This is a genomic window from Melghiribacillus thermohalophilus (assembly GCF_004342905.1).
Lineage (GTDB): Bacteria > Bacillota > Bacilli > Bacillales > Alkalibacillaceae > Melghiribacillus > Melghiribacillus thermohalophilus.
This window is the reverse complement of the sequence record NZ_SMAN01000003.1, coordinates 15,383-28,193: the sequence shown is the minus strand read 5'-3', so window position 1 is coordinate 28,193 and position 12,811 is coordinate 15,383. Positions and strand designations below refer to the sequence as shown.

The 12,811-nt window shown below is 41.8% G+C and carries 8 protein-coding genes and 1 riboswitch; of the genes, 7 read left to right on the top strand and 1 reads right to left on the bottom strand.

Annotated features, from left to right (window positions below; translation table 11 throughout):
• Positions 1–5 precede the first annotated feature (5 nt).
• From EDD68_RS03765 to EDD68_RS03740, 6 genes are all read left to right on the top strand, one after another.
• Entirely contained in the window at positions 6–1,082 is a 1,077-nt protein-coding gene (locus tag EDD68_RS03765; RefSeq protein WP_132370912.1) for a GerAB/ArcD/ProY family transporter, read from the top strand.
• Positions 1,079–2,212, top strand: a complete 1,134-nt coding sequence (locus EDD68_RS03760; protein WP_132370911.1) for a Ger(x)C family spore germination protein — start codon at positions 1,079–1,081, stop codon at positions 2,210–2,212. Before EDD68_RS03765 ends, EDD68_RS03760 begins: the two co-directional genes overlap by 4 nt.
• A 131-nt stretch (positions 2,213–2,343) precedes the next feature.
• Positions 2,344–3,027 (top strand): L,D-transpeptidase family protein, encoded by a 684-nt coding sequence (locus EDD68_RS03755; protein ID WP_132370910.1) that lies wholly within the window; start codon positions 2,344–2,346, stop codon positions 3,025–3,027.
• Between the two features lie 26 nt (positions 3,028–3,053).
• Complete coding sequence (gene uvsE, locus EDD68_RS03750) at positions 3,054–4,001, top strand: UV DNA damage repair endonuclease UvsE (protein WP_132370909.1); 948 nt, start codon at positions 3,054–3,056, stop codon at positions 3,999–4,001.
• Between the two features lie 134 nt (positions 4,002–4,135).
• A riboswitch (cyclic di-GMP riboswitch) is annotated at positions 4,136–4,223 on the top strand.
• Positions 4,224–4,332: 109 nt separating this feature from the next.
• Positions 4,333–6,051 (top strand): diguanylate cyclase domain-containing protein, encoded by a 1,719-nt coding sequence (locus EDD68_RS03745; protein ID WP_132370908.1) that lies wholly within the window; start codon positions 4,333–4,335, stop codon positions 6,049–6,051.
• A gap of 121 nt (positions 6,052–6,172) precedes the next feature.
• Positions 6,173–7,117 carry an FtsZ/tubulin family protein gene (locus tag EDD68_RS03740; protein ID WP_132370907.1) on the top strand — a complete coding sequence of 315 codons (945 nt, stop codon included), beginning with the start codon at positions 6,173–6,175 and terminating at the stop codon, positions 7,115–7,117.
• Between the two features lie 80 nt (positions 7,118–7,197).
• Here the strand turns inward: EDD68_RS03740 and gltC are convergent, their stop codons facing one another.
• Entirely contained in the window at positions 7,198–8,100 is a 903-nt protein-coding gene (gene gltC / locus EDD68_RS03735) for a glutamate biosynthesis transcriptional regulator GltC (RefSeq protein WP_132370906.1), read from the bottom strand.
• A 141-nt stretch (positions 8,101–8,241) separates the two neighbouring features.
• Here gltC and gltB point away from each other — a divergent pair, with 141 nt between their 5' ends.
• Entirely contained in the window at positions 8,242–12,804 is a 4,563-nt protein-coding gene (gene gltB / locus EDD68_RS03730; RefSeq protein WP_132370905.1) for a glutamate synthase large subunit, read from the top strand.
• The last annotated feature ends 7 nt before the right edge of the window (positions 12,805–12,811 follow it).

Genomic DNA, 12,811 nt, shown 5'->3' with positions numbered 1-12,811 from the left:
TTTATATGCAAAGATCACTTTCGTTATCAACGACTCAAATTACCTGGATTATCGTAGCCTCCGCCCCAGTCGGAATCAACACATTACCTCGGATGATAAATGAACAGACCGAACAGACGGGGTGGCTGTTTCTCGTGGCTACTGCACTGATCATCTATTTGTACATGCGGTTGATCATCATCCTGCCGGAAAGATATCCCGGGTTGTCCATTTTTGAAATAACGACACACATCCTTGGAAAATGGGCTGGAAGTCTGTTTATTTTATTTCTATCATTGATGATGATTGTAGGGACAAGCCTAAGCTTAAGACTGCTGGCCGATGGGATTATTAATTACATGTTGTTTCACACCCCGGCAATGGTTATCATTTTATTCATGTTGTTCGTTTTGTTTTACACATTAACCCGGGGAACAGAGACCATAGTATATATCAATGAAATATTGCAGCCAATCATTTTGCTGACGATGACCATGATTATGTTTCTTGTCATCAATAAAGCACGTTTTGAAGAGTTGACCCCTATTATTTCTGAACAGATCAATGTCATTCAAGGATCTGCTGTTTCTTTTTACCCATTTTTGTTTATTTTCGTCGTTGTTTATTTCTTTCCTTATGTCAGAAATCACTCATCCTTAAAAAAGGGAATCTTTCTTGGCATATCCCTGATATTGTGGATATCCTTGACACTGTTTATTCTTTCCGTCACGCTATTCGGAACGGTAGAATTGAATTACATTGAATATCCAAGTATAGAATTTGCGCGCTTGATACAATTTCCGATGCTGGAACGATTTCATATTTTCTATTTAATTTATTGGATCATTTACGCTTTTACAGTACATACGGTTACCCTGTACGCAGGAAGCACAGGTATCAGCTATGTTTCAAAGAAGAAAAATATGGTATGGATAGCAGTCGCTTGTACAATTACATTTCTGATATCACTTTATCCTGATAATATTGAAAAGGCTCGAGAATATGCTATGTATTTAAATTATGTAAATCTATGCTTCGTCTTTTTCGCATTCCCTCTTCTGTTACTGATTGATACGATCAAGCGAAAGGTGAATTCTCAATGAAAAACATGTTACTTTCTGTCATCGTTATCACCATGACGGCAATGTTAACCGGATGCTGGGACTTTGAACGCTTACGGGATCGGATGATTATAACTGGACTTGCTATTGCAGAGCATGAAGAGGGTTACCGCATCGGCATTGAATATTTAGCTTTTTCAGGAGGATCCACCAGCCAGCAGGAGGGAAGTGCCGGGCAACAGACAAAGGTAGCTCAGGAGGAAATTGTTCACCCATCAATCGAGATCCCGCTACATTTTGTTCAAACGAAAATCATTGGGGACCCTTTTTATGCGAACTTGCATATTCTGGTGATCGGAAGGGAACAGGCGAAGAAAGGAATCGACAATATTATCAGTCATTTTCTGCGTGATCCCGACATGAGGAGAACAACGCAAGTGATAGTTTCTGCAGGAGATCCGATTGAATTATTAATGATGCAAGAAGTGGGGAACAGTTTTGTATCCAAATATTTAGAGAGTATGATCGAACATACAGAACATTCAGGAAGGGTAATCACGTCTGATATAGGTGACATTTCTCGCTCTATTCACGAGGGCAAAGTATTTTTTGTTCCGCTGGTAGAGGAGAAAGGAGATAAGAAAAATTCTGAAGTTACTGGCACTGCTGTATTCAAAGAAGGCAAATATATTGATTCCTTAAGTCATGATGAGAGCCTGCTTGTTGCTGTTTTATCCAGATCAATTGACCATGCCAGTCTTTATATGAGCTGTCCAAAAACGGCTAAAGGTTCTGTCGCACTCGATGTTATTAAAAATAAACCGGACTTAAAACCTAAAATTGAAGGGGATAAGCTGATCATAAACGGTATGGTGGAATTAGAGGCTTACCTTTCAGAATATACGTGCGGGGACGGCAAGGTTAAGAACAAAATTCCATTAAAATCACTGGAAAAAGAATTTGAGGAAGAGTTTTTAGAACTGATTCAAAAAAGAGTTCCAGTTATGTTGCATCGAACACAATCAGACCTGCTTGAGCTAAGCAGCAAGCTTGAAAAAGAAAATCCAGAACAGTGGAAAAAAATAGGCGATTCCTTTGAGTCCTATTTAAAAAATGCAAACATTCATCCTTCCGTAAACTTCGAGATCAAATTAAAAGGCACGGAAACGTAATCCCTAATACAGATATGAACGATTGTAGACATGGCAGATTCCGTTTTGCGTGGAAGGCAACGCTGGCATACCTGAATACTGTAACTTTATAAACACAAACTAAACAAAAAACAGACAACAAAGGTGATGGTATGAAAAAATGGATCCGGGCTTCCCTCTTACTGTTGTTTGTCATTTCAACAGCTACTCCTGGACATATGGATGCTTCCCGGCAGGAGGATCAGGAAACACTTCATATAGAGGTGAATCTATGGTCAAATACATTGACTTTAAAAAGAGGGGATAACATTCTGAACGACTATCCGATTGCACCAGGAAAAAAGGATACACCGACACCCATTGGAGAATTTATCATTGTTGAAAAATCATCCGGATGGGGAGGAGGATTTGGCTCCAGGTGGCTGGGTCTTAATGTGCCATGGGGAAATTACGGCATACACGGAACAAACCAGCCATGGTTGATTGGGAAAAGGGTCAGCAGCGGATGTATTCGGATGAAAAATATTGATGTAGAAGATTTATACGAAAAAGTACCTGTTGGAACACCTGTTAAAATTACAGGACCCATTCCGTTTCGAAACATATCAAGAGGATCGAAAGGATCGCTTGTTCTGTTAGTTCAGCAACGCCTGAAAGGAGAGGGCTATTATAATGGAAAAGTAAACGGAATTTTTGATTCACAAACGGAAGACAGCGTAAAGCAATTTCAGCGGGATCATCATTTGCCCCAAACAGGCGGAATGACAAAAAAAGAGTTTCGTCTACTGGGCCTCATTGAATCATATGAATCCTACTGCAAAAACTGTAATACATGATGATAATCAACACTTCGGGTGATAAAATGAAAACATTGTTTCGACTTGGTTATGTAGCCATGAGTGTCCATATTAAAAATTGTTCCCCGTCTCAAACGATGACATTTTCCACCTTTAAAAACCTGCCAGATCGAGAAAGTGCCATTTTTCACCTGGAACAAATCGCAAAATCAAATATGGTGAATTCACTGCGTCTGTTGAAACATAACAAAGCCAATGATATTCGTTTTTTTCGGTTAAGTTCCAGACTGATTCCCCTGGCTACCCATGAAGAGCTCTCCGGATGGAATTATTTACATGCGGTCAGAAATGAATTGAACAATCTCGGACAGTATGCTAGAGAACATCATATGCGACTGGACTTTCATCCGGATCATTATGTCGTTTTAAACAGTCACAGAAAAGAAGTATTTAAACAAGCTGTTCAAAACCTTATCTATCACTACCGGCTACTAAAGGGAATGAAGATCGACCCTGTACATCGCTGTGTGATCCATTTGGGAGGAAAACATGGGGGAAAAACGGATGCCCTTGAACGATTAATTGACAACTGGGGGAAAATTCCCCATCCCATTCAAAAAATGATGTTGATTGAGAATGATGATCAAACATATCATGAAGAGGATGTCCTATACATTTGCGAGAAATTAAATATACCGATGGTTTTTGATATTCATCATCATCTGGCGAATCCAGGGAAAAAAAACTGGCATGAAAACTGGGAACGAATCTTAAAGACGTGGGCGAACTCACCTCTTCCGGTTAAAATTCATATATCCAGCCCGAAAAGCAATAAACAGTTCAGACATCATGCAGACTATATCGACCCGGACATGTTTATGAATCTGATTCGGAAAATGAATGGGACAACCGGGCAAGTTGATTGTATGATCGAAGCAAAAATGAAAGACGATGCACTTTTCAGACTGACAAAGGATCTGAAACAATATCACGAAGTCAAATGGATGGATTAGGCGTCGTTTTATTTAACATAATCAAGTTAACCCTATTGGCAACATAAAAAATAAAAATATTCTTAAAATTATTTTGAAAAATCGTCAAAAAGTGGTAAAATAGACCCAGATAACTAGATAAAATGAAATTTGTTCCTGGATAAAGGCAAACCTGTTGAAAAACAGGGACGCAAAACCTACGGACCTAAGGTAAAATTTAACTATGGTGGCCGGGTTGCCGGAGAAGGTGAAGACAGAAGTCCATCTTTTTCGGATGGGCTTTTATTCGTGTGGACAAGTGATTCGAAATGATTGATAAAGGCTCCATATTTTTGTAGTGAAGGGGATCAGAATGCTAAAACAGCTGGAATCCATTATGAATAAAGAGAAGAGAATATCCGCAGTTGCTGTTTTCTTTATGATTTTCTATGTTGCCATCTGGCTGATCCATCAGAACCTGATTATCACTGATTATCTCGGTATACATATTTTTCTACAGTTTTTAAGTATTTCAGTAGCCTTTGCAATCGCGTTTGAAGGCTGGCTGTCCTATCCGTTTTCCTATTCACAGCACAGGCTTTATGTTGCAGCTATGTTTTTTGCGGCAGGCTTCTTTGATTTGTTTTACATCATGACTTTTATTTCTGAACGCCCTTTGATTCTGACTTTTTTGGATGAACCAGACCGAAACTGGCTGTGGGTGATCGCACGTCTAACCGTTGCGATCTTTTTGGCAGTTATTTTTAACATTAAAGATACTGATCGAATTACCATCGGCCGCAACCTCGTTTTTAGCTTAGCTGTTTTATTTATTTTTCTAGTTGTCTTTCTAAATTTTAATCTCAATTTTCCTGATCTTCTCACACAAGATAATCGCCCCACATTTCTAAAAACCGTTCTCGAAGGCGTTACTACTTTCATCTATTTTTTGACCACGATAATCCTAATGCTCCAGTATAGAAAAACAAAAGAAGAAGCGAGATTATATTTTATTTTATCGCTGCTTTTGCTTTCCATAAGTGAGTTTTCATATGTGCTGTCATATGACGTTAGCTGGCTAAATGTTGTGGGGGACGGTTATAAAATCCTCGGGTATTACTTTTTTTTGAAGGGACTCCATACGTCCACGATTAAAGAGCCCTATGAAAAGGAACGGAGGACTCAGGAAGAATTATTTCAGAGCGAAGCAAGATATAAACGGTTAATTGAAGATTCTCCCGATGGAAACATCGTTCACAGAAACGGCAAGATTATTTATGCGAACAAACATGCTGTTCAGCTATTAAAGGCAAATGACCGAACGGATTTAATCGGAAAAACGATCTATGATTTTTTACCTGAAAAATACCATTCAACCATCAAGGAAAATATGGAGAATATGATTATCCATAATCAGTTGTTTGAACAAACGGAACTTGCAGTATACGATTTGACAAATCATAAAATGATTGTGGAAGTTTCAGCTATTCCCACCATGTTTGGGGTAGAGCCGGCTGTTCATATTATTTTCCGGGACATTACAGCCAGAAAAGAACTGGAAAGGGAATTGAAAGAGAAAAATGAAATTTTAAAACACCTTTCCTCTATGGATGGATTGACCGGAATTCCAAACCGGCGGTCCTTTGAAGAAATTCTTGAAAAAGAATGGAAGCGTAATATGAGAGAAAGAAGACCTCTGTCAGCCCTCATGGTAGATATCGACTACTTTAAGTACTATAATGATTTTTACGGTCATCTGGCTGGTGACGACTGTTTAAAAAAGGTGGCACATACCCTAAAAAATCAGTTAAAGCGATCTGGAGATTTCATTGCCCGGTATGGAGGGGAAGAGTTTGTCATTTTGTTGCCTGGTACGGATCAGTCGGGAGCATACATCGTTGCAAAAAAATTGTGCAGGAGCATTGAGGAATTGGGAATTCCCCATGAAAAATCCGAAAGCGGGCCATATTTAACGGTAAGTATTGGTGCAGCCACTCTCATTCCTGAAAATACCCATCAGCCATTGGATTTAATTCAACTCGCTGACCAGTCTCTTTATATTCAAAAACAGAACAGGCCTTCTGAAGTATAGCAGTTGATTTCAAGTTTAAAAACTATTATTCTCCAAAATTAGTCATAACCTTCGGACAGTTCGTGACAACGTTTTCAGTCTTCATTCTATATAATGGAGCTAAAAAAAGTGGTGAACATGTATGAAGGATAGGCACGCTAACGTTTATAAGATCAAACATTCTCAATTGGGGCAGAAGCCTTCCCTGGCAGAAAATCTATCAGTCAATGATATTTGTTTTTATCAGTTTGTCGGCGGAAATGCGGAAGACAATGAACGTTTACTGGAGAGAATCCATACAATCCGGGAACGGTGCGGACTCCTGATTGCAGTTTTCCGGTTCCCGTACCGTTTTGAAGGGAAGCAGCGGGCCCGAACAGCTATTCGTCAATATTACTTAATGAAAAAGTGGTGTGACGGCATGATCTACTACCTCGGCGATGGCATGATGGAAAAGATTGAGCCCGGCACTCCGATGAAAGAAGCCCATGAAAAATTTGTCGCCTTTGAGGAGTCATGTATCCATTCCATGATGGAACTCGTGGATACACCCGGAGAAATGAATATTGATGTCAGCGATATCCAATCGTTTGTAAAAAGAAGCGACGGGCCTCTCTTTCTTCACACCATTGAAGGCGACGTGTTCAACGAACCCTTAAAACATATCATTTCTGAACCCTATTTGCCCTTTGATTTTACAGAAGGAAAAGAGTTGATCCTGAACATTGGCTATACAAAGGATATCGATATGAATAGCTATCAGCAAATCAATCTGCGTATTCATGATTTATTTCATAAAGCGGATCTGGTCAAATTGGGCACGTATTATATGGATGAACCCGGCACCAAACTAAAAATTACGTTATTCGTCAATCATCTTGATGATCCATTTCCACCGGAAGAGAGTCTCCATACTCTGTCCCTAAAGATGTTGCGTGAAAAGTGGAAATCCCTTTTTTATAAAAGAAAACAGGGAGAAGGAGTATATCAAAAAGAGCATGTAACACCAATCCCGCATGAAGAAAACGATCCTGAAACTGTTTCAGAGGAGAAGGAACAATCTTTATTTTATAAGAAAGGACTGTGATACCACAGTCCTTTTAATAATGAAAACAAAAGGAACATCCCCGTTCAATGTCCTCAAGTTTTAAATTAAACGATTCGTTGTTACTGGTAGCGTTCCAGGACGGAGAAGAAGTCTTTTGCAAATTGGTGAAACAACTTAACAGATGGAGCCAGATCCCGATTTTTTAAAACGATAATTCCCACATTCCGTTTAACCTGAGGAATATGGATGGGAAGCTTTATCGTATTTCCCGGCAACGTTTCATGCAAAGCATTTTCCGGCAGCAAAGTGACACCAATTTCAGCTGAAACCAGTCCTTTAATCACGTCCAGATCTTCCCCTACAGAAGTAACATTGGGCCGAAACCCCGCCTGTTTGCATGCATCCATAGCGATCGTCCGTAAAATATATCCTTCTGGAAACATGACAAACGATTCGTTTCTTAATTCATGCAAATCAATGCTGGTTTTTTCGGCGAGTCTGTGATCAGCTGACAAAAGTGCCATAAAGGATTCTGTGAACAGAATATCCCCTTTTAAGTCGGGCTCGTCAGTCGGAACCGGACCGATAAATGCCAGATCAAGGGTCCGATTTTTAATGGATTCTATTAAAAAACGATAGGTTCCCTGACGCAAATGAAAGGACACATTGGGGTGAAGGGTTTTAAAGGCGGATATGACCGAGGGAAGCGTATGGCTGGCAAGACTGGTTGGAAATCCGATTTTGATGGTTCCCCGTTCAGGGTCCAAATATTCTTCGACTTGCTGCCTGGCATAATCAATGGCTTTAAGTGCTGTCTCCACATGGGTCAAAAAATGTTTTCCAATAGGAGTTAACTTGACATTTCTACCTTCTCGAATGAACAGTTCCACCCCTAATTCCGCTTCTAAATTTGCAATTTGCCGGCTGATTGCTGACTGAGCGACATGCAAATCCTTCGCTGCTTCTGATACATGTTCCCTTTTGGCCACCTCAACAAAGTATTCTAGCTGACGAAGTTCCATTCAGATCCCCCCTACGAATCAATTAATCTCAAAATGAGAATGGTTTAATATAAATTATATATTGTTTATATCAATTTTTGAATCTAAAATGATAAGTACAGTCTTTAACGCGATAAATTTAAAAAGAGGGGGGATATGTTAATGACTGATAACCACACTCTGAAGCCCCGGAACCTCTATCGTCCGGAATTTGAACATGATGCCTGCGGAATCGGTTTATATGCACATTTAAAAGGAAAAGCTTCCCATGAGGTGGTCCAAAAAGCACTCAGCATGCTGTGCAAAATGGAACACCGCGGGGGACAGGGAAGCGATGATCAGACCGGTGACGGATCAGGGATTATGCTGCAAATTCCCCACAGCTATTTCCAGTATACGTTAAAGGATATAGAACTTCCTTCTCCAGGAAATTACGGTGTAGGAATGATTTTTCTTCCTCAAGATAAAGTGAAACGCCAATCCATCGAAAACGAAATCGTCCGAACAATTGAAAAGGAAGGACAAAAACTCCTTGGCTGGCGTACCGTTCCGGTTCAGCCTGAAGCAGCCGGTAAGCTTGCGCAGAAAACCCGACCGTGCATCCGCCAGGTGTTTATTGGCAGGAGTAAGAAAATTTTAAGTGAAATCGATTTTGAACGGAAGTTATATGTCATCCGGAAACAGCTGGAAAATCAGTTTAAACACGAACGCGCGGTCTATTTTGCCAGTTTATCCAGCCGCACCATTGTTTACAAAGGTTTGTTAACACCTGAGCAACTAAAACCATTCTTTCTCGATTTACAGGATGAACGGTTTAGGTCTGCATTTGCCCTTGTGCATAATCGTTTCAGTACCAATACGTTCCCCAGCTGGGAACGGGCACATCCGAACCGTTATTTAGTACACAACGGAGAAATTAATACCCTCCGTGGAAATGTGAACTGGATGAGGGCCAGGGAAAAGCAGTTTGAGTCCGTTGCCTTTGGCGAAGACCTTGAGAAGGTTAAGCCCATTCTTGACCTCAATGGCAGTGACTCTTCTATACTGGACAATGCCTTTGAATTTTTTGTTCTTGCCGGAAGAAAACCGGCACACGTGGCCATGATGCTTATTCCAGAGCCATGGAACGAAACAGAAATGGATGAAAAGAAACAATCATTTTATGAATACCATAGCTGTTTGATGGAACCATGGGATGGGCCAACAGCCATTTCGTTTACTGACGGCAGGCAAATCGGAGCCATTTTAGACAGAAACGGGTTGCGTCCGGCCAGATATTACGTAACCAAAGATGACTATCTCATCTTTTCATCAGAAGTAGGCGTTATTGATATCGAACCGGAAAATGTGCTCTTGAAAGATCGGCTGAGCCCGGGTAAAATGCTGCTTCTGGATATGGAAGAGGGACGGATCGTTTCTGATGAAGAAATCAAACAGGAAATGTCCGGAGAAAAACCATATGGAAAATGGGTTTCCGAACAATTGATACCTCAATCAGAACTTCCAAAATCTTGCACAACAGCCAGAACAGAAGACCTGATTACGCTCCAAAAAGCGTTTGGATACACTTATGAAGATTTAACTAAAACGATCGTGGCCATGATTGAAGAAGGGAAAGATCCGATTGGCTCTATGGGGAATGATGTACCACTGGCTGTCTTATCCGATCGCCCGCAAAGTTTGTTTAATTATTTCAAGCAGATCTTTGCGCAGGTCACGAACCCGCCCATTGATGCCATCAGGGAAAAGCTTGTTACGTCAACGATGACGTTACTAGGAAGAGAAGGAAATATCCTTGATCCAAACCCGACCAATGCCCGACGCATTCGTCTGGAAAGTCCTTTTATATCAAATGAACGTCTGGCTGCTATTGAACATAACCCATATGCTGATTTTACATGCACCAGAATTCCTATTGTTTTTTCGGAAAATATGGAAAAAGCCCTGAACGATCTATTTCAACAGGCCGATGAAGCCATTCAAAACGGAGCTTCGATACTCATTTTGTCTGACCGGGGTGTAGATGAAGACCATATCGCTATCCCATCATTACTTGCCGGAAGTGCACTCCATCAGCATCTTGTCCGTCAGGGCACCCGAACAATGGCCAGCATCATCATGGAGACAGGCGAAGTGAGAGAAGTACATCATTTTGCAGCACTAATCGGCTATGGTGTGGATGCGGTCAATCCGTACCTCACGCTAGAAACCATCGAACAGCTTGCTGAAGACGGAACCCTCTCTGTCAACGGGGAAGAAGCCGTTGAAAAATATTTAAGAGTGACCACAGATGGTGTCGTTAAGGTCATGTCGAAAATGGGCATTTCCACGATCCAGAGTTACCGGGGAGCCCAAATTTTTGAAGCCCTCGGAATTGGCGAAGAAGTTATTGAAAAATATTTCACAGGCACGCCATCACAGCTCGGTGGAATTACCCTTGATGTGATTGAAAAAGAAGCAAAACTTCGCCACGAAAAGGCATTTAAAGATCAGAACAGCTTAAAAATCCTGGATACAGGGAGCGAACTGCAATGGAGGAAAAATGGGGAACACCATGCTCTGAATCCGAAGACCATTCATACCCTCCAGCTTTCCTGCCGAAAAAATGATTATCGTCTGTACAAAGAATTCTCAAAATTAGCAAACGAAGAAAGAGTCACATTTTTGAGAAATCTTTTTGACTTTAAAATGCGGAATCCAGTGCCCATAGAGGAAGTAGAATCCGCTGAGTCTATTGTCCGGCGCTTTAAAACCGGTGCCATGTCCTTTGGAGCCTTAAGCCAGGAAGCCCATGAGGCTCTGGCAATCGCCATGAACCGGCTCGGTGGAAAAAGCAACAGCGGTGAAGGCGGGGAAGACCCGAAACGCTATACCCCTGATAAAAATGGCGATTTAAGAAGAAGTGCCATTAAACAGATTGCCTCTGGACGTTTTGGGGTCAATAGCCATTATCTGGTGAACGCTGATGAACTTCAGATTAAAATGGCTCAGGGAGCAAAACCAGGTGAAGGCGGCCAGCTTCCCGGAAAAAAAGTCTATCCATGGGTGGCTAAGGTCCGGGGATCGACGCCAGGTGTGGAACTGATTTCACCGCCACCGCATCACGATATATATTCCATTGAAGATCTGGCGCAATTAATCCATGACTTAAAAAATGCCAACCAGAATGCCCGCATCAGTGTAAAGCTTGTTTCCAGATCAGGCGTCGGCACGATTGCTGCCGGAGTGGCGAAAGGAAATGCCGATGTCATTGTCATCAGCGGATATGATGGGGGTACTGGTGCGTCTCCGAAAACAAGCATTAAACACGCAGGCCTGCCATGGGAGCTCGGTCTTGCCGAGACCCATCAGACCCTGATGCTGAATGGACTCCGGGATCGGGTCATCCTTGAAACCGACGGAAAACTGATGACAGGGAAAGATGTGGTCATGGCCGCCCTGCTGGGAGCGGAAGAATTCGCCTTTGCCACCGCGCCACTTGTGGTTTTAGGATGTGTTATGATGAGAGCCTGTCATCTGGATACGTGCCCGGTTGGCATTGCGACTCAGGATCCTGAACTTCGCAAAAAATTTATGGGCCATCCGGATCATATCGTAAACTACATGATGTTTATTGCTCAAGAAGTCCGGGAAATAATGGCTGAACTCGGTTTCAGAACGCTTGATGAAATGGTGGGCCGTACTGATCTTCTCGAAGTCAGTGAACGTGCAACAAATCACTGGAAGGCAAAATATCTCGATTTATCCAGACTGCTATATCAGCCTGAGGGAATACGTACATTTCAGAACCCTCAGAATCATAAGATTGAAGAAAGTCTTGATGTGAAGCATATTCTCCCGGCGATCCGTCCTGCTCTTGAAAAGAAAATACCTGTTACAGGCTATTTTAAAATTCATAATACTCACCGCGTCGTCGGAACGGTTTCCGGAAGTGAAGTAACGAAACGATATGGGGAAGAAGGTCTGCCCGAAGATACCATTCACCTTCATTTTGCCGGTTCCGCCGGCCAGAGTTTTGGGGCATATGTCCCGAAAGGTATGACTTTACAGCTAACCGGTGATGCCAATGACTATGTCGGAAAAGGGTTATCCGGAGGAAAAATCATTGTCAAAGCTCCGGAAAAGGCAACCTTTAAGCCTGAAAATCATGTCATTATCGGAAATGTAGCTTTTTATGGTGCAACCTCAGGAGAAGCCTATATTCAGGGAATCGCTGGAGAAAGATTTTGCGTCCGAAACAGCGGTGTGAAAGCAGTAGTAGAAGGTGTAGGTGATCATGGCTGCGAATATATGACAGGTGGACGCGTCGTCATTCTCGGTTCTGTTGGCAAAAATTTTGCTGCGGGCATGTCCGGAGGAATTGCCTATGTGTTTACAAATGACAGGGAACAGTTTAAAAATCTGTGCAATCCAGATATGATTCGTTTGGAAAAACTGGAAGAACAGGGTGAAATTCAAGAAGTCAAACAAATGGTTCAACAACATTTTCGTTATACCGGAAGTGAGAAAGCTGCCAGCATACTGGCCAACTGGAATCACCATGTCCAGCATGCTGTGAAAGTGATCCCGAAAAACTACAAGCAAATGATTGAAACGATCGGGCAGATGAAACAAATGGGTCTATCCGATGACGAAGCTGCTTTAGCTGCTTATGAAGCAAGCTTCAAACAACCTGAAGAAAACACAGAAGATCCTGCCAGGGTTGAAGAACCTGTGGCCAATTAAGGAAGGG

Coding starts and splice junctions, on each gene's coding strand:
- gltB (WP_132370905.1), top strand. CDS start 8,242: ATGACTGATAACCACACTCTGAAGCCCCGGAACCTCTATCGTCCGGAA.
- EDD68_RS03760 (WP_132370911.1), top strand. CDS start 1,079: ATGAAAAACATGTTACTTTCTGTCATCGTTATCACCATGACGGCAATG.
- gltC (WP_132370906.1), bottom strand. CDS start 8,100: ATGGAACTTCGTCAGCTAGAATACTTTGTTGAGGTGGCCAAAAGGGAA.
- EDD68_RS03740 (WP_132370907.1), top strand. CDS start 6,173: ATGAAGGATAGGCACGCTAACGTTTATAAGATCAAACATTCTCAATTG.
- EDD68_RS03745 (WP_132370908.1), top strand. CDS start 4,333: ATGCTAAAACAGCTGGAATCCATTATGAATAAAGAGAAGAGAATATCC.
- EDD68_RS03755 (WP_132370910.1), top strand. CDS start 2,344: ATGAAAAAATGGATCCGGGCTTCCCTCTTACTGTTGTTTGTCATTTCA.
- uvsE (WP_132370909.1), top strand. CDS start 3,054: ATGAAAACATTGTTTCGACTTGGTTATGTAGCCATGAGTGTCCATATT.
- EDD68_RS03765 (WP_132370912.1), top strand. CDS start 6: ATGCAAAGATCACTTTCGTTATCAACGACTCAAATTACCTGGATTATC.